At 59.9% G+C, this 19,696-nt stretch carries 17 protein-coding genes; 7 read left to right on the top strand and 10 right to left on the bottom strand.

Annotated elements, in window-relative coordinates:
• The first annotated feature begins 20 nt into the window (after positions 1-20).
• The 3 genes from QLQ16_RS05305 (at position 21) to rsxB (ending at position 3,609) form a co-directional block, all read left to right on the top strand.
• Complete coding sequence (locus tag QLQ16_RS05305) at positions 21-1,217, top strand: amino acid aminotransferase (RefSeq protein ID WP_283223652.1); 1,197 nt, start codon at positions 21-23, stop codon at positions 1,215-1,217.
• A gap of 161 nt (positions 1,218-1,378) precedes the next feature.
• The gene (locus tag QLQ16_RS05300) at positions 1,379-2,914 is read left to right on the top strand and encodes a polyhydroxyalkanoate depolymerase (protein ID WP_283223651.1); all 1,536 of its coding nucleotides are present in this window, start codon (positions 1,379-1,381) and stop codon (positions 2,912-2,914) included.
• A 5-nt stretch (positions 2,915-2,919) separates the two neighbouring features.
• On the top strand, positions 2,920-3,609 hold the full coding sequence (gene rsxB / locus QLQ16_RS05295) for an electron transport complex subunit RsxB (RefSeq protein WP_283223650.1): 690 nt from the start codon (positions 2,920-2,922) through the stop codon (positions 3,607-3,609).
• Between the two features lie 117 nt (positions 3,610-3,726).
• Here the strand turns inward: rsxB and QLQ16_RS05290 are convergent, their stop codons facing one another.
• The 5 genes from QLQ16_RS05290 to scpA are packed head-to-tail and all read right to left on the bottom strand — an operon-like array spanning position 3,727 to position 11,037.
• Positions 3,727-4,209: a VOC family protein gene (locus QLQ16_RS05290; RefSeq protein WP_283223649.1), complete on the bottom strand. Its 483-nt coding sequence runs from the start codon at positions 4,207-4,209 to the stop codon at positions 3,727-3,729.
• Positions 4,210-6,258: an acetyl-CoA carboxylase biotin carboxylase subunit gene (locus tag QLQ16_RS05285; protein ID WP_283223648.1), complete on the bottom strand. Its 2,049-nt coding sequence runs from the start codon at positions 6,256-6,258 to the stop codon at positions 4,210-4,212.
• A 20-nt stretch (positions 6,259-6,278) separates the two neighbouring features.
• Positions 6,279-7,811, bottom strand: a complete 1,533-nt coding sequence (locus QLQ16_RS05280) for an acyl-CoA carboxylase subunit beta (RefSeq protein ID WP_283223647.1) — start codon at positions 7,809-7,811, stop codon at positions 6,279-6,281.
• A gap of 33 nt (positions 7,812-7,844) precedes the next feature.
• Positions 7,845-8,858, bottom strand: coding sequence for a methylmalonyl Co-A mutase-associated GTPase MeaB (gene meaB / locus QLQ16_RS05275; RefSeq protein WP_283223646.1), 1,014 nt, complete (start codon positions 8,856-8,858; stop codon positions 7,845-7,847).
• A gap of 22 nt (positions 8,859-8,880) precedes the next feature.
• Positions 8,881-11,037 carry a methylmalonyl-CoA mutase gene (gene scpA / locus QLQ16_RS05270; RefSeq protein ID WP_283223645.1) on the bottom strand — a complete coding sequence of 719 codons (2,157 nt, stop codon included), beginning with the start codon at positions 11,035-11,037 and terminating at the stop codon, positions 8,881-8,883.
• A 151-nt stretch (positions 11,038-11,188) separates the two neighbouring features.
• Between scpA and QLQ16_RS05265 the strand changes: the two genes are divergently transcribed.
• Positions 11,189-11,824, top strand: coding sequence for a GntR family transcriptional regulator (locus QLQ16_RS05265; RefSeq protein WP_283223644.1), 636 nt, complete (start codon positions 11,189-11,191; stop codon positions 11,822-11,824).
• A gap of 192 nt (positions 11,825-12,016) precedes the next feature.
• Here the strand turns inward: QLQ16_RS05265 and dusA are convergent, their stop codons facing one another.
• The 4 genes from dusA to QLQ16_RS05245 form a co-directional block, all read right to left on the bottom strand.
• On the bottom strand, positions 12,017-13,033 hold the full coding sequence (gene dusA, locus QLQ16_RS05260) for a tRNA dihydrouridine(20/20a) synthase DusA (RefSeq protein ID WP_283223643.1): 1,017 nt from the start codon (positions 13,031-13,033) through the stop codon (positions 12,017-12,019).
• A gap of 90 nt (positions 13,034-13,123) precedes the next feature.
• Complete coding sequence (phbB, locus tag QLQ16_RS05255; RefSeq protein WP_283223642.1) at positions 13,124-13,861, bottom strand: acetoacetyl-CoA reductase; 738 nt, start codon at positions 13,859-13,861, stop codon at positions 13,124-13,126.
• A 119-nt stretch (positions 13,862-13,980) separates the two neighbouring features.
• Positions 13,981-15,162 carry an acetyl-CoA C-acetyltransferase gene (locus QLQ16_RS05250; protein ID WP_283223641.1) on the bottom strand — a complete coding sequence of 394 codons (1,182 nt, stop codon included), beginning with the start codon at positions 15,160-15,162 and terminating at the stop codon, positions 13,981-13,983.
• Between the two features lie 23 nt (positions 15,163-15,185).
• On the bottom strand, positions 15,186-16,904 hold the full coding sequence (locus tag QLQ16_RS05245; RefSeq protein ID WP_283223640.1) for a PHA/PHB synthase family protein: 1,719 nt from the start codon (positions 16,902-16,904) through the stop codon (positions 15,186-15,188).
• A gap of 90 nt (positions 16,905-16,994) precedes the next feature.
• Here QLQ16_RS05245 and QLQ16_RS05240 point away from each other — a divergent pair, with 90 nt between their 5' ends.
• Positions 16,995-17,294 carry a hypothetical protein gene (locus tag QLQ16_RS05240; RefSeq protein ID WP_283223639.1) on the top strand — a complete coding sequence of 100 codons (300 nt, stop codon included), beginning with the start codon at positions 16,995-16,997 and terminating at the stop codon, positions 17,292-17,294.
• Here QLQ16_RS05240 and pgeF read toward each other — a convergent pair.
• Positions 17,211-17,957 carry a peptidoglycan editing factor PgeF gene (gene pgeF, locus QLQ16_RS05235; RefSeq protein WP_283223638.1) on the bottom strand — a complete coding sequence of 249 codons (747 nt, stop codon included), beginning with the start codon at positions 17,955-17,957 and terminating at the stop codon, positions 17,211-17,213. The two genes, QLQ16_RS05240 and pgeF, sit on opposite strands and share 84 nt — an antisense overlap.
• 208 nt (positions 17,958-18,165) lie before the next feature.
• Between pgeF and aat the strand changes: the two genes are divergently transcribed.
• Together aat and QLQ16_RS05225 are read left to right on the top strand one after the other, a co-directional pair.
• Positions 18,166-18,930, top strand: a complete 765-nt coding sequence (gene aat, locus QLQ16_RS05230) for a leucyl/phenylalanyl-tRNA--protein transferase (RefSeq protein ID WP_283223637.1) — start codon at positions 18,166-18,168, stop codon at positions 18,928-18,930.
• On the top strand, positions 18,927-19,664 hold the full coding sequence (locus tag QLQ16_RS05225; RefSeq protein ID WP_283223636.1) for an arginyltransferase: 738 nt from the start codon (positions 18,927-18,929) through the stop codon (positions 19,662-19,664). Before aat ends, QLQ16_RS05225 begins: the two co-directional genes overlap by 4 nt.
• Positions 19,665-19,696: the final 32 nt, after the last annotated feature.

Raw genomic sequence — 19,696 nt, 5'->3', positions numbered from 1 at the left:
AACAATTCCGAGGACTTTTCATGTCTCTGTTTTCTGCCGTCGAAATGGCCCCCCGCGACCCGATCCTGGGTCTGAACGAGCAATACAACGCCGACACCAACCCCAACAAGGTCAACCTGGGCGTGGGTGTGTATTTCGACGACAACGGCAAACTGCCCCTGCTGCAGTGCGTGCAAGCCGCCGAAAAAACCATGATGGCCACCCCTTCGGCCCGTGGTTACCTGCCGATTGACGGCATCGTGGCCTACGACAACGCCGTCAAGGCCTTGGTGTTTGGCGCCGACTCCGACGTGGTCAAGTCGGGCCGCGTCTCCACCGTGCAAGCCATCGGCGGCACCGGCGGCCTGAAAATCGGCGCCGACTTCCTGAAGAAAGTCAGCCCCAACGCCAAGGTGATGATCTCCGACCCCAGCTGGGAGAACCACCGCGCGATTTTTGTAAACGCCGGTTTTGAAGTCGAGAGCTACGCCTACTACGACGCGGCCAAGCGCGGCGTGAACTTCGAAGGCATGCTGGCCAGCCTGAACGCCGCCGCTGCAGGCACCATCGTGGTGTTGCACGCCTGCTGCCACAACCCCACCGGCTACGACATCACCGACGCGCAGTGGGACCAGGTCATTGCCGTCGTCAAGGCCAAGGGCCTGACGGCTTTCCTGGACATGGCTTACCAAGGCTTTGGCCACGGCATTGCCGAAGACGGCGCCGTGATCGGCAAGTTCGTGGCTGCGGGCCTGAACATCTTCGTGTCCACGTCTTTTTCCAAGAGCTTCAGCCTGTACGGCGAGCGCGTGGGCGCCCTGTCGGTGGTGGCCTCTGACAAGGAAGAAGCGGCCCGCGTGTTGTCGCAACTGAAAATCGCGATCCGCACCAACTACTCCAACCCACCTATCCACGGCGGCGCTGTGGTGGCAGCCGTGTTGAACAACCCCGAGCTGCGCGCCCAGTGGGAAAGCGAATTGGCCGAAATGCGTGTGCGCATCAAAGCCATGCGCCAAAAACTGGTCGACGGCCTCAAGGCCGCAGGTGTGCAGCAAGACATGGGCTTCATCACCAGCCAAATCGGCATGTTCAGCTACTCGGGCCTGACCAAAGACCAAATGGTGCGCCTGCGCAGCGAGTTTGGCGTGTACGGCACCGACACCGGCCGGATGTGCGTGGCCGCCCTGAACAGCAAGAACATCGACTACGTTTGCCAGGCTATTGCCAAAGTGGTTTAAAAACCGTCAAAACCACCCCAAAAACCGCCCTCGTGGCGGTTTTTTCATGGGGTCTCTCACATGACACGTGATTAGGGTCAACTCTCGAAAATTTTCGAGCCAAGTCCTGTAGCATTGCTGCACCGCACCATATTTGGTCACGTCACCAGGGAAATCGCCACATGCTTTACCAGATCTTCGAAACACAGCGCTCGATCATGGAACCTTTTTCCGATCTCGCGCAGGCCGCAGCCAAGCTCTACAGCAACCCGCTGAGCCCCATTTCGCAGACCCCATTGGCGCAACGCGTCTCTGCCGCGTATGCCCTGATGCACCGCCTGGGCAAAGACTACGAGAAACCCGAATTCGGCATCCAAACCGTCAAGGTCAACAACACCGACGTGGCCATCCACGAGCGCATCGAGATCGACAAGCCCTTTTGCGAGCTGCGCCGCTTCAAGCGTTTCTCGGACGACCCGGCCACCCTGACCCAGCTCAAGGCTCAGCCTGCTGTGCTGATCGTGGCGCCGCTGTCGGGCCACTACGCCACCTTGCTGCGCGACACCGTCAAGACCATGTTGCAGGACCACAAGGTCTACATCACCGACTGGAAGAATGCCCGCTTGGTGCCCATGTCCGAAGGTGAATTCCACCTGGACGACTACATCAACTACGTGCAGGAATTCATCCGCCACCTGCAGTCCATCTATGGCAACTGCCACATCGTGAGCGTTTGCCAGCCCACCGTGCCGGTGATGGCCGCTGTGTCGCTGATGGCCAGCCGTGGCGAAAAGACCCCGCTGACCATGACCATGATGGGCGGCCCGATCGATGCACGCAAGTCGCCCACCTCGGTGAACAACTTGGCCACCAACAAGAGCTTTGAGTGGTTCGAGAACAACGTGATCTACCGCGTGCCAGCGAACTTCCCTGGCGCCGGTCGCCGCGTGTACCCCGGCTTCTTGCAATACACCGGCTTTGTGGCGATGAACCCCGACCGCCATGCCAACAGCCACTACGATTACTTCAAAGACCTGATCAAGGGTGACGACGCCAGCGCCGAAGCCCACCGCAAGTTTTACGACGAGTACAACGCGGTGCTCGACATGGATGCCGATTACTACCTGGAGACCATTCAGACCGTGTTCCAGGACTTCAAGCTGGTCAACGGCACCTGGGACGTCAAGGGTGTGGACGGCAAAGTCGAACGTGTGCGCCCACAAGACATCAAAGGCACCGCCTTGATGACCGTGGAAGGCGAGTTGGACGACATCTCTGGTTCGGGTCAAACCCGCGCGGCACAAGACATGTGCACCGGCGTGTCGGACAAAGACCGCCTGCACCTGGAAGTGCCCGGCGCAGGCCACTACGGCATTTTCAGCGGCAGCCGCTGGCGCAAGATTGTGTACCCGCAAGTGGTGCAGTTCATCCAAAGCCATGCAGCCCCCGGGGCCAAAGCGTCCTTGTCCGCTGCCGCGCCTGCCAAGGCTGCATCGGTTAAAGCCGCAACGGCCAAGACAGCGCCCGTCAAAGCCAAGGCCGTTGCCAAGCCCGTGAAGGCGCCCGCCAAAGTGGTTACGCAGTCCACAGCCAAAGCGGCGGTCAAGCCCGTAGCGAAAAAAGCAGCGCCTGCGCAAGCCAAGGCACAGGCAAAGCCTGCAGCCAAGGCCAGTGCGCCCGTCAAAACCACCTGGGTTCAAGCCCAGAAAAAAGCCTGAGGCCCATGCCCGCTTTGCCAGAAACAGCGCCTGAGACCCAGGCGCTTTTTCAATGCCTGAACGATGCACTGCCGCAAACGCAGTGCACGCGCTGTGGCTACCCCGACTGCGCCAGCTACGCAATGGCCATGGCCCGTGGAGAAGCGGCCATCAACCAATGCCCGCCAGGCGGCCAAGCTGGCATCGAACGTTTGGCGGCGCTGACCGGCCAAGCCGCCCTGCCCCTGAACCCAGAGCACGGGGTTGAAGGTCCACGCCAAATTGCCATCATCGACGAGGCCTGGTGCATCGGCTGCACCTTGTGCATCAAGGCCTGCCCCACCGACGCCATTTTGGGGGCCAACAAACTCATGCACACCGTGATCGAGCCCTGGTGCACCGGCTGCGAGTTGTGCATCCCGGTGTGCCCTGTCGATTGCATCCAACTCGACAACGTGACGGGCCAGCAAACCGGCTGGGCAGCTTGGTCAGCCGAACAAGCGGGCACCGCACGCCAGCGGTATGAATCGCGCCAAAAACGCCTGGTGCGCGAAGAGCAGGCGCATCAACAGCAGCTGCAAGCCAAAGCCGAGCACAAACTGGCCGATTTGGCAGCGCACACCCACGGCACAGCATACGCCCCCGAGGTGGACCGCAAACGCGCCATCATCGAAGCGGCATTGGCCAAAGCAAAAGCCCGCCAAGCAGGAGCCTGACGGGCTTTTTGACAGAAATATCGGAGCTCAAGCGCCGACCTACGAGGACCCAGTCATGGGCATGGGCAGGTCGGTGGCTTCAGACCCTGCAGGTCGGACCTTCAGGTCCGACAAAGATCAATGCGCGTTGGCCGCCAAAGCCGCAAAGGCCTTGACCACTTCAGCAGGCGCCTGCACCAACTCGATCAACACGCCTTCGCCACCGATGGGGAACTCTTCGTTCGCCTTGGGGTGCAAAAACGTGATGTCAAAACCGGCCGCACCCTTGCGGATGCCGCCTGGCGCAAAGCGCACGCCTTGCGCTGTGAGCCAGTCGACGGCAACCGGCAGATCATCGATCCACAAGCCGATGTGGTTCAGCGGCGTGGTGTGCACGGCAGGCTTTTTCTCGGGGTCCAGCGGCTGCATCAAATCGACCTCGACCTTGAAGGGGCCAGTGCCGATGGCGCAGATGTCTTCGTCCACGTTCTCGCGTTCGCTTTTGAAGGTGCCGGTCACTTCCAGGCCAAACATGTCGACCCAGAGTTTTTGCAGGCGGGCCTTGTCAGGTCCGCCAATGGCGATTTGCTGAACGCCCAAGACCTTGAAGGGACGAGTCATTTATTCGAACTCCACGATCATCTGGTCCACCGTGAGCGATTCACCTTTGGCAGCGACCACTTTCTTGACCACGCCGTCTGCAGCAGCGAACAGCACGTTTTCCATCTTCATGGCTTCGATCACGGCCACGCGCTCACCGGCTTGAACCTTCTGGCCTGGTTGCACCGACACCTCGACCAACAGGCCAGGCATGGGCGAGAGCACAAAGCGGCTCAGGTCTGGAGGTGCCTTGAAAGGCATGAGCTTGTGCAGCTCGGCCATGCGGGGCGACATGACCAGCGCTTCGATGCGGGTGCCGTTGTGCTGCACTTGCAAAGCCAAGGGGTTCTTCAAAGTGCCGCGCTCGACCTGGGCCGTGAAAGGCTGACCATTGCAGGTGCCTTCGATGCGGATGTCGTTCAAGCGGGAGTTGCTTTGGATCGCGTAGGTTTTGCCTGCGACGGTGATCTGGGCTTCGCCATGCTTGCCGGCCAACTCGGCCACATGCACTGGCACATAGCGGTTGTTGCCGCCTTGGCCCAACTCGACCACGGCGTAATCCTGGCCGACCTTGACGTCATAGCCTGGCAGCTGACCGCTCAGGCCGGCCGCACGTTCACGCGACTTGCGGCGCACGAAGGCGGCCAATGCGGCCAAAAAGTCGTGGTCGTCGTGGGGCACGTCTTCGGCACGGAAACCGTGGGCGTAGTGCTCAGCGATGAAGCCGGTGTTGAACTGGCCAGACACAAACTTGGGGTGGGCCAGCAAAGCGGCTTGGAATGGGATATTGGAGCTGATGCCACGGATGACAAAGCCGTTCAAGGCTTCACGCATTTTGGCGATCGCTTCGTTGCGGTCTTTGCCGTGCACGATGAGCTTGGCGATCATCGAGTCGTAGAACATCGGGATCTCGCCGCCGTCTTGCACGCCAGTGTCCACACGCACGCCTTGCAGGTCGGCGGTGTTGCCTTGGAACATGGTTTGCTTGGGCGTCTGAAAACGCACCAAACGACCGGTGGAGGGCAGGAAATTGCGGAAGGGGTCTTCGGCGTTGATGCGGCACTCGATGGCCCAGCCGTCGCGCTTGACGTCGGCTTGTGTGAACGAGAGCTTCTCGCCTGCAGCCACGCGGATCATCTGCTCCACCAAGTCCAAGCCGGTGATGGCTTCGGTCACAGGGTGTTCCACCTGCAAGCGGGTGTTCATCTCGAGGAAGTAGAAGTCCTGGTCTTTGCCGACCACGAACTCGACCGTGCCGGCCGATTGGTATTGCACCGCTTTGGCCAAGGCCACGGCTTGCTCGCCCATGGCTTTGCGGGTGGCCTCAGAGATGAAAGGCGATGGCGCTTCTTCGATCACTTTTTGGTGACGGCGCTGGATCGAGCACTCGCGCTCGTTCAGGTACACCACGTTGCCGTGGCTGTCGCCCAAGATCTGGATCTCGATGTGGCGGGGCTCGAGCACGTATTTTTCGATGAAGACGCGGTCGTCGCCAAAGCTGTTGCGCGCTTCGTTGCGGCAAGAGGTGAAGCCTTCGAAAGCTTCCTTGTCGTTGAAGGCCACGCGCAGGCCTTTGCCACCGCCACCGGCCGAAGCCTTGATCATGACGGGGTAGCCAATGCCCTTGGCGATCTCGACCGCTTGCTCAGCGGTGTCGATGGCGTCGTTGTAACCAGGGATGGTGTTGACCTTGGCTTCGTTGGCCAATTTCTTCGATGCGATCTTGTCGCCCATCGCCGCGATGGAGAAGTGGCGTGGACCGATGAAGGCGATGCCTTCGTCTTCGCAGCGCTTGGCGAACTCGGTGTTCTCGCTCAAGAAACCGTAGCCAGGGTGAATGGCTTGCGCACCGGTGGCCTTGGCGGCCGCGATGATCTTGTCAGCCACCAGATAAGACTCACGCGAAGGCGCGGGGCCGAGCAACACAGCTTCGTCGGCCAGCTGCACGTGGCGTGCTTCTTTGTCGGCTTCGGAGTAAACAGCCACGGTTTGGATGCCCATTTTGTGGGCGGTGGCGATGACACGGCAGGCGATTTCGCCGCGGTTGGCAATCAGGATTTTGGTAAACATCTTGTTCTTCTCCTTGGCAATCACAGTGGAATGTTCCCGTGCTTGCGCCATGGGTTTTCAATCTTCTTGTCTTTGAGCATGACCAGCGAGCGGGCAATGCGCTTGCGGGTTTCGTGGGGCTGGATGACGTCGTCAATGAAGCCACGGGCACCGGCCACAAAGGGGTTGGCAAAGCGGGCTTTGTATTCGGCTTCTTTGGCGGCCAGCTTTTCAGGGTCGCCCTTGTCTTCGCGGAAGATGATCTCCACCGCGCCCTTGGCACCCATCACCGCGATTTCGGCATTGGGCCAAGAGAAGTTCACGTCACCGCGCAGGTGCTTGGAGGCCATCACGTCGTACGCGCCGCCGTAGGCCTTGCGGGTGATGACGGTGATTTTGGGCACGGTGCACTCGGCGTATGCATACAAGAGCTTGGCGCCGTGCTTGATGATGCCGCCGTATTCTTGCGAGGTCCCGGGCATGAAGCCGGGCACGTCCACGAAGGTGATGACGGGGATGTTGAACGCATCGCAAAAACGCACAAAACGCGCGGCCTTGATGGAACTCTTGATGTCGAGGCAGCCGGCCAGCACCAAAGGCTGGTTGGCCACGATGCCGACGGTCTGGCCGTCCACACGGGCAAAACCGATCAAGATGTTCTTGGCGTAGTCGGGCTGCAGCTCGAAGAAGTCACCGTCATCCACCGTCTTGAGGATGAGTTCCTTCATGTCATAAGCCTTGTTGGGGTTCTCGGGCACCAAGGTGTCCAGGCTCATGTCCATGCGGTCGGTCGGGTCACCGCTCTTGCGAACAGGGGCTTTTTCCTTGTTGTTCAGAGGCAGGTAGTTGTAGAGGCGGCGCAGCATCAGCAGCGCTTCCACATCGTTTTCAAAGGCCATGTCGGCCACACCGCTCTTGGTGGTGTGGGTCACGGCGCCGCCCAGTTCTTCGGCGGTCACTTCTTCGTGGGTCACGGTTTTGACCACGTCAGGGCCGGTCACGAACATGTAGGACGTGTCTTTCACCATGAAGATGAAGTCGGTCAGGGCTGGCGAATACACCGCACCACCGGCCGAAGGGCCCATGATCATGCTGATCTGGGGCACCACACCGCTGGCCATCACGTTGCGCTGAAACACCTCGGCATAACCGCCGAGCGAGGCCACGCCTTCTTGAATGCGGGCACCGCCCGAGTCGTTCAGGCCGATCACGGGGGCGCCGACCTTCATGGCCTGGTCCATGACCTTGCAGATTTTCTCGGCATGGGTTTCGGACAAAGCGCCGCCGTAGACGGTGAAGTCTTGGCTGTACACAAACACCAAGCGGCCGTTGATCATGCCGTAGCCGGTGACCACGCCGTCGCCGGGGATCTTGTTGTCAGCCATACCGAAGTCGGTGCAACGGTGTTCCACGAACATGTCCCACTCTTCGAAGGTGCCCTCGTCCAGCAAGACTTCGATGCGCTCACGGGCCGTGAGCTTGCCTTTGGCGTGCTGCGCGTCAATGCGCTTTTGCCCGCCACCCAAGCGGGCCGCAGCGCGCTTTTGTTCCAGTTGTTCGATGATGTCTTGCATGGTTGCTCTCTCTTTTCTCCAGGAAGATTCAGGTTAACTCTGCGCTTGGTAAGCGCTGAGCAGTTGACGGGCAGCAGTCGATGCGGCCAGCTGGCCCGCTCCGACTTGTTGACTCAGTTGGGGCAGCAGGCTTTGCACACGCAGCTGCGCTCGGAAGTTTTGTTTCAGGCCGGCGTCGATGCGCTCCCACATCCACGACAAGGCTTGCTGTTGGCGACGGATGCCAAAGCGGCCGTTCTTGTTTTGTATCGCTTTGAATTCGCTCACCGCGGCCCAGAAGGTGTCCACGCCTTGGTTCAGCAAGGCACTGATTTGAACGACCTTGGGGTGCCAGACGCTGTCGTCGCCGTGCATGTGGCCAGAAGACGCGTGCATGCCCAACAATTGCAGGGCGCTGGTGATTTGCAGCTGCGCACGGGTGGCGGCGATGGCATCGATGTCGGCCTTGTTGATGACCACCAGATCGGCGATTTCCATCACGCCTTTTTTGATGGCCTGCAAATCGTCGCCTGCATTGGGCAGTTGCAAGAGCACAAACATGTCGCTCATATTGGCCACGGCGGTTTCGCTCTGGCCCACGCCCACGGTCTCAACGATCACCACGTCGTAACCAGCGGCCTCGCACACCAGCATGGACTCGCGGGTTTTCTCGGCCACGCCGCCCAGTGTTCCGCTGCTGGGGCTAGGGCGGATGTAGGCCTGCGGATGCACACTCAAATGCTCCATGCGGGTCTTGTCGCCCAAGATGGAGCCGCCCGACACGGTGCTGGACGGATCGACCGCGAGCACCGCCACGCGGTGGCCTTGGCCAATCAAATACAGGCCCAAGGCCTCGATGAAAGTGGACTTGCCCACACCGGGCACACCGCTGATGCCTAAGCGAAACGACTGGCCCGTGTGCGGCAGCATGGCCGTGAGCAGCTCGTCGGCCAAGGCGCGGTGGTCAGCGCGGGTGGACTCGAGCAACGTGATCGATTTGGCCATGGCTCGGCGCTGCACCGGCGCAGTGCCATGCAGCAAACCTTGCAACAACTGATCAGGCGTCACGCTGGCGTTCCGCTGCGACCGCTCAGGCCACGGCCTTCTTGATCTGCTCCAGCACGTCCTTGGCGCTGGCCGGAATCGGGGTGCCGGGGCCGTAGATGCCCTTGACGCCAGCGTCGTACAGCATCTCGTAGTCTTGGCGCGGGATCACGCCGCCCACAAACACGATGATGTCGTCCGCACCTTGCTTTTTCAGCTCGGCGATGATGGCGGGCACCAGTGTTTTGTGACCGGCGGCGAGTGTGGACACGCCCACGGCGTGCACGTCGTTTTCGATGGCTTGGCGAGCGCACTCTTCGGGGGTCTGGAACAAGGGGCCCATGTCCACGTCAAAGCCCAGGTCGGCATAGGCGGTGGCGACCACTTTGGCGCCACGGTCGTGGCCGTCTTGGCCCAGCTTGGCGATCATCACGCGGGGGCGACGGCCGTGCTGGTCGGCAAAACCAGCGATTTCTTTTTGCAGTTGTTCCCAGCCTTCGGCAGAGTCGTAGGCAGCGGCATACACGCCGGTCACCTTTTGGGTGTCGGCGCGGTGGCGGCCATAGGCTTTTTCCAGCGCATCGGACACTTCACCCACGGTGGCGCGCAGGCGGATGGCTTTGATCGACAGGTCCAGCAAGTTGCCCTGGCCGGATTCGGCCGAGGCGGTCAAAGCGTCCAATGCGGCTTGCACCGCAGCGCTGTCGCGGCTGGCGCGGATGGCTTTGAGGCGTTCGATCTGGCCGTCGCGCACCTTGACGTTGTCGATCGACAAGGTGTCCACCAGGTCTTCTTTGGCCAGCTTGTACTTGTTCACGCCCACGATGACGTCTTTGCCGGAGTCGATGCGGGCTTGCTTTTCAGCGGCGGCGGCTTCGATCTTGAGCTTGGCCCAGCCGCTGTCCACGGCCTTGGTCATGCCGCCCATGGCTTCGACTTCTTCGATGATGGCCCAGGCCTTGTCGGCCATCTCTTGCGTCAGGCTCTCCATCATGTAAGAACCGGCCCAGGGGTCGATCACGTTGGTGATGTGGGTTTCTTCCTGGATGATCAACTGGGTGTTGCGGGCAATGCGCGAGCTGAATTCGGTGGGCAGCGCAATCGCTTCGTCCAGCGAATTGGTGTGCAGCGACTGGGTACCGCCAAAGACGGCCGCCATGGCCTCAATGGTGGTGCGCACCACGTTGTTGTAGGGGTCTTGCTCGGTGAGCGACCAGCCAGAGGTCTGGCTGTGCGTGCGCAGCATGAGGCTCTTGGGGTTCTTGGCGTCGAAACCCTTCATGATGCGGCACCACAGCAAACGGGCTGCGCGCATCTTGGCGATTTCCAAGTAGAAGTTCATGCCCACCGCCCAGAAGAAGGACAGGCGGCCCGCGAAATCGTCCACGTCCATGCCCTTGGCAATGGCGGTCTTCACGTATTCCTTGCCGTCGGCCAAGGTGAAGGCCATCTCCAGCGCCTGGTTGGCACCGGCTTCTTGCATGTGGTAACCCGAGATCGAGATCGAGTTGAACTTGGGCATGTTCTTGGCCGTGTACTCGATGATGTCGCCAATGATCTTCATCGACGGCTCGGGCGGGTAGATGTAGGTGTTGCGCACCATGAACTCTTTCAGAATGTCGTTCTGAATCGTTCCGGAGAGTTTGTCCTGGCTCACGCCCTGCTCTTCAGCGGCCACCACATAACCGGCCAGCACGGGCAGCACCGCGCCGTTCATGGTCATGGAGACGCTGACTTTGTCGAGCGGGATTTCGTTGAACAAAATCTTCATGTCTTCGACCGAGTCGATCGCGACACCGGCCTTGCCCACATCGCCCTCGACACGGGGGTGGTCGGAGTCGTAGCCGCGGTGGGTGGCCAAGTCGAATGCCACCGACACACCTTGACCGCCAGCGGCCAGCGCCTTGCGGTAGAAGGCGTTGGATTCCTCGGCAGTCGAGAAACCGGCGTACTGGCGGATTGTCCAGGGGCGCACCGAATACATGGTCGCTTGTGGGCCGCGCAAGAAAGGCTCAAAGCCCGGCAGCGTGTTGGCGTAGGGCAAGTTGGCCGTGTCTTCGGCGGTGTAGAGCGGCTTGACGATGATGCCGTCAGGCGTCTTCCAGTTCAGGGCCGACACATCGCCACCGGGGGCAGATTTGGTCGCTGCTTTTTGCCAGGCTTCCAGGTTGGAGGCGTTGAATTCAAAGGATTGGGACGACATGGCTCACCACTTTCGAGACAAAAATAACTTGCACTGATTTTGGCAGCCTGATGCTGCAAAAGCCCTTACAAGCTTCGTGATTCATAATTATTGATGCAGAATATTTTAACCGGCTTACAATCCAAAGCCAGAATCTGACCTCCATTTGTCCATGTCCGCCTTGTCCCTCGCCCCTCGCGCCCTGTATGAAGAAGTTGCCGAACTGCTGAGGCAGCGCATCTTTGCCCGCGAGCTGGAGCCGGGCAGCTGGATAGACGAGCTGCGCATTGCCGAGGCTTTGGGCATCAGCCGCACGCCTTTGCGCGAGGCCCTGAAGGTGCTGGCAGCCGAAGGCTTGGTCACCATGAAGGTGCGGCGCGGCGCTTATGTGACCGAAGTCAGCGAAAAAGACCTGCGCGACGTGTACCACCTGCTGGCGCTGCTGGAGTCAGACGCTGCCCGTGTGGTGGCCACCCGCGCCAGCGACGCCCAAATGGACCAGATCCAAAAGCTGCAAAAAGACTTGGAAAACGCCACAGGCGACCGCGATCGCTTTTTTGAGATCAACGAAGCCTTCCACATGCTGCTGCTGGAGATCGCCGACAACCGCTGGCGCGACCAGATGGTGGCCGATCTGCGCAAGGTGATGAAGCTCAACCGCCACAGCTCGCTGTTCAAAGAGGGCCGCATCGAGCAGTCTTTGGCCGAACACCGCGCGATCGTTCAGGCTCTGGCCGACCACCAGCCCGAAGTGGCCGCCGAGCGCATGTCGGACCACTTCATGAGCGGATTGCAAGCGGCGCAATAAAGCTTCCCGAACCTGAGCCCGCGCAAGGGCTCATCGCCAGCCGGGCTGGCTCCTACTTCACAGCGTGTGCGCAGGTCGGCTGCTACAGACCCAACATCAGTCCGCAGCTCGGTGGCTGCAGCCCCGACTAGAAGCCTGCTCCAAAGCCGGTATCGTCGGCGCTGAAGTGCCGACCGTACACGGCGTCCTATTTCAGTCGCTCACCGCCGCGCCTCGGGCCAAGGCCTCACGCGCTTGCTGCCAAACCTCTCGCGGTGGCAAGGGCTTGAGCTTGTGGTTGCTCCAGACCTGACGCCAGTAGCGACCACCCCGCTGGCCGTGGTAAAGGCCCAGCATGTGGCGGGCGATGGCGTACCAAGGACAACCGTCTTCGGCAAAGGCGCGCTCCATGTAGGCCACCATGGTCTCCTCCACCGCTTCGCGGCTGGGGACCTCATGCGTGTCGCCATAAAACTCGGCATCCCAGGTGCTCAGCAACCAAGGGTTGTAATAGGCTTCACGCCCGATCATCACCCCATCGGCGTGCTGCAAATGCGCCGCGATTTCGGTGTTGGTTTTGATGCCGCCGTTCACGGCGATCAACAACCCCGGAAAGTCTTTTTTGAGCTGATAAGCCAGCTCGTAACGCAGCGGCGGGATTTCGCGGTTTTCTTTCGGGCTCAAACCATCGAGCCAGGCATTGCGAGCATGGACGATGAACACCTTGCAGCCTGCCTCACTCACGGTGCCCACAAAGTCACGCACAAAGTCGTAACTCTCGATCTTGTCGATGCCGATGCGGTGTTTAACGGTGACAGGCACATCCACCACATCGAGCATGGCCTTGACACCATCGGCCACGGTGCGCGGCTCGTTCATCAGGCAAGCGCCAAAAGCCCCGCGCTGCACGCGGTCTGAAGGGCAACCGCAGTTGAGGTTGATCTCGTCATAGCCCCATTCTTGGCCCAGCTTGGCCGCATAGGCCAGATCGGCCGCATCGCTGCCGCCCAGTTGCAGGGCCACAGGGTGCTCTTCGGCGTTGAAGCGCAAATGCCGTTGCACACTGCCGTGACGCAAAGCGCCCGTGGTCACCATCTCGGTGTACAGCAAAGTGTGCCGCGTCAGCAGGCGGTGGAAAAAACGGCAATGGCGATCGGTCCAATCCATCATCGGGGCCACGGACAGGCGCCAAGGATTGAACCGGGGTTGCGGCGGAGAAACTTCAGACATGGGTGAGATTATCCCAGTCACTGACACTGTCCCAAGCCCCAAAGACAAACCCCGCCGAAGCGGGGTTGGAGTCAGGACATCCGAGTGGAATTAGCCCATGTGCAAACCACCGTTGACCGAGAAGTCAGCGCCGGTGGCGTAACCGCCCTCTTCGCTGGCCAGCCAGGCGATGATGGAAGCGATCTCGCTGGGCTTGCCCAAACGCTTGACGGGCACGGTAGCCACGATTTTTTCCAGCACGTCAGGACGGATGGCGTTGACCATGTCGGTGCCGATGTAGCCAGGCGAGACGGTGTTCACGGTCACGCCTTTGGTGGCCATTTCTTGCGCCAAGGCCATCGAAAAACCGTGCATACCGGCTTTGGCGGCCGAGTAGTTGGTTTGACCGGCTTGGCCTTTTTCACCGTTGACCGACGAGATGTTGATGATGCGGCCCCAGCCACGTTCGACCATGTCGGGCACGACTTGTTTGGTCACATTGAACATGGAGTCCAGGTTGGTGTTCATCACCGCGTCCCAGTCTTCGCGGCTCATCTTCAAGAACATGCGGTCCTTGGTGATGCCAGCGTTGTTCACCAACACATCGATCGGGCCGTGTTCGGCCTTGGCTTTGCTGAAAGCTTCGACGGTGGAATCCCAATCGCCTACGTTGCCCACGGACGCGTAGAAGGTGTAGCCCAGCACTTTTTGCTCGTCGAGCCATTTGTTGAAGTCACGGGTTGGGCCGCAACCGGCGATGACTTTGAAACCCTCTTTGTGAAGGCGTTGGCAGATGGCGGTTCCGATGCCGCCCATGCCACCTGTGACGTAAGCTACTTTTTGACTCATGTTTGTCTCCTGAAGATGAGTGTTGTGGGATCAATGAAGTCCGCACTGAATGCACCGATGGGCTGCCCTTATACAGCTGGGCGATGTGCCCCTCGATGCGGCCAATGCGGCGCAGGTTTTTAAACGCGTTCGATGGCCAAGGACACGCCCATGCCACCGCCGATGCACAAAGCGGCCAGACCTTTCTTGGCCTGTGTGCGCTGCATTTCGTGCAGCAAGGTCACCAAAATGCGGCAACCGGATGCACCAATCGGATGACCGATGGCGATCGCACCGCCGTTGACGTTGACCTTGGCGGGATCGATGTCCAGCGCCTGATTCACGGCGCAAGCTTGCGCGGCAAAGGCTTCGTTCAATTCGAACAGGTCCACGTCTTGGGCTTTCCAGCCGGCGCGAGCCAAAGCTTTTTGCGAAGCGGGCACCGGGCCCATGCCCATGGTGGCCGGATCCAGGCCGCTGGTGCCAAAGGCTGCAATGCGTGCCAGAGGCTTGAGACCCAAAGCGGCCGCTTTCTTGGCGCTCATGACCATCACGGCAGCGGCGCCATCGTTGATGCCCGAGGCGTTGCCAGCGGTCACGCTGCCGGTCTTGTCAAAGGCGGGGCGCAGACCGGCCAAAGCTTCGGCGCTGGTTTTCTTGTTGATGAATTCGTCGGTGTTGAACACCAGCGGATCGCCTTTGCGCTGGGGGATCAGCACGTCCACGATCTCGTCCTTGAACTTGCCCGCGTCTTGTGCGGCAGAGGCTTTTTGCTGGCTGCCCAGCGCCAGGGCGTCTTGCATGTCGCGGGTGATGCCGTGGGCCTTGGCCACGTTTTCGGCGGTGATGCCCATGTGGTACTGGTTGTACACGTCCCACAGGCCGTCCACGATCATGGTGTCGGTCATCTTCCAGTCGCCCATGCGCTGGCCGTCTCGGCTGCCATTCAAGACATGGGGGCTGGCGCTCATGTTTTCCTGACCACCGGCGATCACGATCTCGCTGTCGCCCCAGGCCACGGCTTGTGCAGCCAACATCACGGCCTTCAGGCCCGAGCCGCACACGGCGTTGATGGTCAAAGCGGGGGTTTCCTTGGCCACACCGGCCTTCATCATGGCTTGGCGGGCAGGGTTTTGGCCCACACCTGCGGCCAGCACCTGGCCCATGATGACTTCACCGATGGCATCAACGGGCAAGCCGCTGCGCTCGAGCAGGCCTTTGATGACGATGCTGCCCAACTCGGTGGCGGGCGTCTTGGCCAGTGAACCACCAAACTTGCCGACGGCGGTGCGGGCGGCTGAAACGATGACGATGTCTTCCATTTTTGTCTCCAATAAAAAATCAATCAGGCCTTGGCCTTCACATAGCGGCCTGGTGCCGCCTCGATGGCTTTGAACTTGCTGCCCTTGCCATAGGTTTTAGGCGATGCAATTTGCTTGCCAGCATGGCTTTTGAGCCAATCGGACCAATCGGTCCACCAGCTGCCAGGCTGCTCTTTGGCAGCCGCGATCCAGTCGTTCACGTCGGCTGGGAATTTGCTGCCTTCGCTGAGCCAGTGGCTGCGTTTTTTGGCGGCAGGCGGGTTGATCACACCGGCAATGTGGCCCGAGGCGCCCATGACGAAACGCTTTTTGCCCGGCAGCACTTGGGTGCTGGCATAGGCACCGCCAATCGGCACGATGTGGTCTTCGCGCGAGCCGTAGATGTAAACAGGCATGTCGACTTGGCCCAAATCAATACTCTCGCCGCACACGGTGACCTTGCGCGGTTTGACCAGGTTGTTTTCCAAATACGTGTTGCGCAGATACCAGGCGTAAAAGGGACCGGGCAAATTGGTCGAGTCGCTGTTCCAGTAGAGCAAGTCAAAAGGCGGTGGGGTTTCGCCCTTGAGGTAATTGCCCACCACATAGTTCCAGACCAGGTCGTTGGGGCGCAAAAAGCTGAAAGTGGAGGCCAAGTCCTGACCTTTGAGCAAACCACCTTGGCCCATTTGCATCTCGCGGAACTTGACGAAGTTCTCGTCGATGAACACGTCCAAGATGCCGGTGTCGGTGAAGTTGATCAAGGTGGTGAGGAAGGTGGCACTGGCCACGGGCTTTTCGCCTCGGGCATCCAGCACGGCCAGCGCGGTCGACAAGATCGTGCCGCCGACACAAAAACCCAGGGCATTGATCTTGGGGGCCCCGGTGATCTCTTGCACTGTGCTGATGGCTTTGATCGCGGCTTGCTCGATGTAGTCGTCCCAGGTCTTGTCCTGCATGGACTCGTCGGGGTTGCGCCAGCTGACCACAAACGTGCGGTGGCCTTGGCTCACCGCATAGCGGATCAGTGAGTTTTCAGGCTGCAGGTCCAAGATGTAAAACTTGTTGATGCAAGGCGGGATCAACAAAAACGGCTTTTCATAGACCTTGGCGGTCAGCGGTTTGTATTCGATCAGTTGGAAAAACGCGTTTTCAAAGACCACAGCCCCTTCGGTGGTGGCCACGTTCTTGCCCACCTCGAACAGGCTTTCGTCCGTCATGGACACATGGCCTTGCTGCATGTCGTGCATCAGGTTTTGCACGCCTTTGGCAATGCTCTCACCCTTGGTTTCGACGGCTTTCTTTTGGGCTTCGGCATTGAAAGCCAAGAAGTTGCTGGGCGCGGCAGCGGCCACCCACTGCTCGATCGCAAAGCGCACACGGTTGCGGGTTTTGTCATCCGCGTCCACCGCATCGGCCAGGCCCATCAGGGTGCGGGCATTGAGCAAATAGGTGGCGGCGTTGAAGGCGGCCACCGGGTTGGATGCCCAGGCATCGCCAGAAAAACGGCGGTCTTTGACTTGCAAGCTGTTGTGCAGGCTTTGATTCCACAACTCAGATGCGTCTTTGAAGTACTGGCCTTGCAGCGCCTGGAGCTTTTCAGGCGAGAATTTGAGGGCGGGTGCTGCGGCCTCGGGCTTGGCTTGGAGCCCGCCCAGATCCATGGTTTGAAAGTGCTGCATGGCCTGGCCCCAGCTTTTGGTGAGGTTCTGCTGGAACCCTTCGGACATTTGGGTCCAAAATTCGGGGGAAGAAGCGCTCATCCATGTCTCCTGATTGACTGCATTTATTGATTTCTGCTGGAGTCAGTATCTGTCAATTTGATGTCTCCTAAATTACAAGGCCACAACAAAATGTATTTGATCGTCATCGCTTGGCTGTACGTGACCTTGCTCATGGCATTGGCCGAAGCCTTTAGTACCCAAGGAACTGTCTTGGGGGCCATCATCACTTTTGTGCTTTATGGCGTGCTGCCCATGTCGCTGGTGGTGTATCTGGCCGGCACGCCTTTGCGCCGCAAAGAAATCCGCCGCCAAGAAGCCGCCGAGATGCCATCGGCATCTGCACCATCACCGGTCCAACCAGATGCAAGCGGCCATGCGGCCGGATTGACCGAGGACGCGACGGTCTCGGCGGTGCGAAAAGAACCTTGATGCCTGGCTGACAGTGCACCATGACGCTTGGCTGTCATTGCCAAAAATCTGAGTGATCCCCCAACGGTTCAAACGCAGCCGCGCCAAGCCCGCCAAGTCAGCCAGGTATTGACCGCCAGCTTGAGGGGCAAAAAACGCCTCGGCTTGGGGGTCAGCTTCACAAAAAGCGTGGCGCACTTCCGGCCCGACTTCAAAAGCCTGCGGCCCAATGCAAGGGCCCAACCATGCCAGGATGTCGCCGCGCACCAAGGAGGCAACTGCAAATTCGTCTGCGAGAGCGCCTGGCAGCGATGTCAACAATTGTTCGAGCACCCCCACCCCGCCCTGCCCCGCCAAACCGCGCCAACCCGCGTGGGCTGCGGCCACCCACTGGCCTGTGGCATCACACAGCAAGACAGGCAAACAATCGGCCACCATGATGGTGCAGGCCACCGCTGGACTTGTAGAGATGCACGCATCGGCGGCTGTGCCATCCGGTGTGTCCGCGTGCAGCGCCACATTGTGGATGCCGTGCACTTGTTGCAAAAAAACGGGGCGGCGGTTCAGCGCCGTTTGCAATAGCGCGCGGTTGTGTTGGACCGCATGCGCTTGATCGCCTACATGGTCGCCCAAATTCATGCGGTCGTAGGGGCGCTCGGACACGCCGCCATGACGGTCGGTCATCACGGCCTGAACGTTCGCGGGAGCTGGCCATTCAGGGCGCAGCCAAGACTGGGGAAAGTCAGGTTTCAATCATCGCTCCAATGGCCGAAAAGCTTCTTGGCAAAACGGTTCGGCATTGCCCAAAGTAACGGTCTCAGCATAAACCGAAAAACCAACGATGTCGGCACACAGAGGCGGTCAGCACCGCCATTTATTGTGTAATCAGCACATGCCCCAACGCTCCGAACCCGAACTGCCCTGGATACAAGAAGGCGAGCCCTTGCCGCCGGCGTCGCAAGCCTGGGGTCACGATTCGTCTGCGCCGGGCTTGTTGGCCGCAGGGCAAGACCTCACCGCGGGCCGCTTGATCGAAGCCTATGGGCAGGGGATTTTTCCGTGGTTCAGTCCGGGCCAACCGGTGTTGTGGTGGAGCCCGGACCCGCGCATGGTGCTGCCTGTGCAGCAATTTCGTTTCCACCGGTCCTTGCGCCAAAGCCTCAAACGCCATTTGATCAACCCCGGTTTTGAGTTGTGCTTTGACCGAGACTTTGCCCAGGTAATGCAGCGCTGCGCCCAGGCACCGCGCCGAGGGCAAAACGGCACCTGGATCGTGCCCGAGATGATCGCGGCCTATAAAAGCCTGCACCGCCTGGGCCATGCGCACAGTGCAGAGGTCTGGGTCGATGGGCAGCTGGTGGCCGGCCTGTATTTCGTGGCCTTGGGCCATGCGGTGTTTGGCGAGTCGATGTTCACCACCATCACAGACGGGTCCAAGCTGGCCCTGGCTGCCTTGGTCAGCGCATGCCTGCAGCACGGTGTGCCCTTGATCGATTGCCAACAAAACACGCGCCATCTGGCTTCGATGGGTGCCCACGAGATCACCCGCGCAGCGTTTGTGCAAAACCTTCAGGCGCAGCGTCAGCACAGTGACATCGACTGGGCCCATCAATCTCTATACTGGGACGCGTTGATGGCCTTGGACACACCGGATTGACGCACCTGAACGACCTCCCCTTGCAGGCCTTGCAGTTTTATGCAACGGCGCCCTACGAATGCAGCTATTTACCGCAGCGTTTGGCACGCTCGCAGGTGGCCACGCCCAGCCACCTGATCCAAAACGAGGTGTATTCCGAGCTGGTGGATCAAGGCTTTCGCCGCAGTGGCATGTTCACCTACCGCCCCTATTGCGATGGTTGCCAAGCCTGCCTGCCCCTGCGTGTGCGGGTACGAGAGTTCCAACCCGATCGCAGCCAACGCCGCGCATTCAAGCAGCATCAACATCTGCAGACACGGGTGCTGGATCTGCAGTTTGACCCTGAGCACTACGCTTTGTATTTGCGCTACCAAACGGCACGCCATGTGGGCGGCGGCATGGACCAAGACAGCGTGGACCAGTACAGCCAGTTTCTGCTGCAAAGCCGTGTGAATTCACGCATCGTTGAATTCAGGGAGCCCCCCGCAGCCGATGGACTCGGGGCTTTGAAAATGATCAGCATTGTGGATGTGCTCAACCAAGGCTTGTCCGCCGTGTACACCTTTTATGAGCCTGAAGACAAGGCCAGTTACGGCACCTATGGCGTGTTGTGGCAAATCGAACAAGCCCGCCAATTGGCCCTGCCCTATGTTTATTTGGGCTACTGGATCAACAGCAGTCCGAAGATGAACTACAAATCGCGCTTTTTGCCCTGCGACATTCGCTCTGAGGGACATTGGCAAGCTCTGGAATGACCACCTTGGCTTTTCACAGTATAAAATCAGTC

Origin of the sequence: Limnohabitans lacus, assembly GCF_030053395.1 — a bacterium.
GTDB lineage: Bacteria > Pseudomonadota > Gammaproteobacteria > Burkholderiales > Burkholderiaceae_C > Limnohabitans_A > Limnohabitans_A lacus.
The sequence above is the reverse complement of the archived record's forward strand: the minus strand, read 5'-3'. Positions and strand labels throughout refer to the sequence as shown.

Bases quoted from the DNA above. Each gene is read 5' to 3' on its own strand.
- dusA (WP_283223643.1), bottom strand. From the start codon at position 13,033: ATGTCTGAAGTTTCTCCGCCGCAACCCCGGTTCAATCCTTGGCGCCTG.
- QLQ16_RS05285 (WP_283223648.1), bottom strand. From the start codon at position 6,258: ATGTTTACCAAAATCCTGATTGCCAACCGCGGCGAAATCGCCTGCCGT.
- QLQ16_RS05305 (WP_283223652.1), top strand. From the start codon at position 21: ATGTCTCTGTTTTCTGCCGTCGAAATGGCCCCCCGCGACCCGATCCTG.
- phbB (WP_283223642.1), bottom strand. From the start codon at position 13,861: ATGAGTCAAAAAGTAGCTTACGTCACAGGTGGCATGGGCGGCATCGGA.
- scpA (WP_283223645.1), bottom strand. From the start codon at position 11,037: ATGTCGTCCCAATCCTTTGAATTCAACGCCTCCAACCTGGAAGCCTGG.
- pgeF (WP_283223638.1), bottom strand. From the start codon at position 17,957: ATGACCGACCGTCATGGCGGCGTGTCCGAGCGCCCCTACGACCGCATG.
- QLQ16_RS05240 (WP_283223639.1), top strand. From the start codon at position 16,995: ATGTATTTGATCGTCATCGCTTGGCTGTACGTGACCTTGCTCATGGCA.
- rsxB (WP_283223650.1), top strand. From the start codon at position 2,920: ATGCCCGCTTTGCCAGAAACAGCGCCTGAGACCCAGGCGCTTTTTCAA.
- QLQ16_RS05245 (WP_283223640.1), bottom strand. From the start codon at position 16,904: ATGAGCGCTTCTTCCCCCGAATTTTGGACCCAAATGTCCGAAGGGTTC.
- QLQ16_RS05300 (WP_283223651.1), top strand. From the start codon at position 1,379: ATGCTTTACCAGATCTTCGAAACACAGCGCTCGATCATGGAACCTTTT.
- aat (WP_283223637.1), top strand. From the start codon at position 18,166: ATGCCCCAACGCTCCGAACCCGAACTGCCCTGGATACAAGAAGGCGAG.
- QLQ16_RS05265 (WP_283223644.1), top strand. From the start codon at position 11,189: ATGTCCGCCTTGTCCCTCGCCCCTCGCGCCCTGTATGAAGAAGTTGCC.
- QLQ16_RS05290 (WP_283223649.1), bottom strand. From the start codon at position 4,209: ATGACTCGTCCCTTCAAGGTCTTGGGCGTTCAGCAAATCGCCATTGGC.
- QLQ16_RS05250 (WP_283223641.1), bottom strand. From the start codon at position 15,162: ATGGAAGACATCGTCATCGTTTCAGCCGCCCGCACCGCCGTCGGCAAG.
- QLQ16_RS05280 (WP_283223647.1), bottom strand. From the start codon at position 7,811: ATGCAAGACATCATCGAACAACTGGAACAAAAGCGCGCTGCGGCCCGC.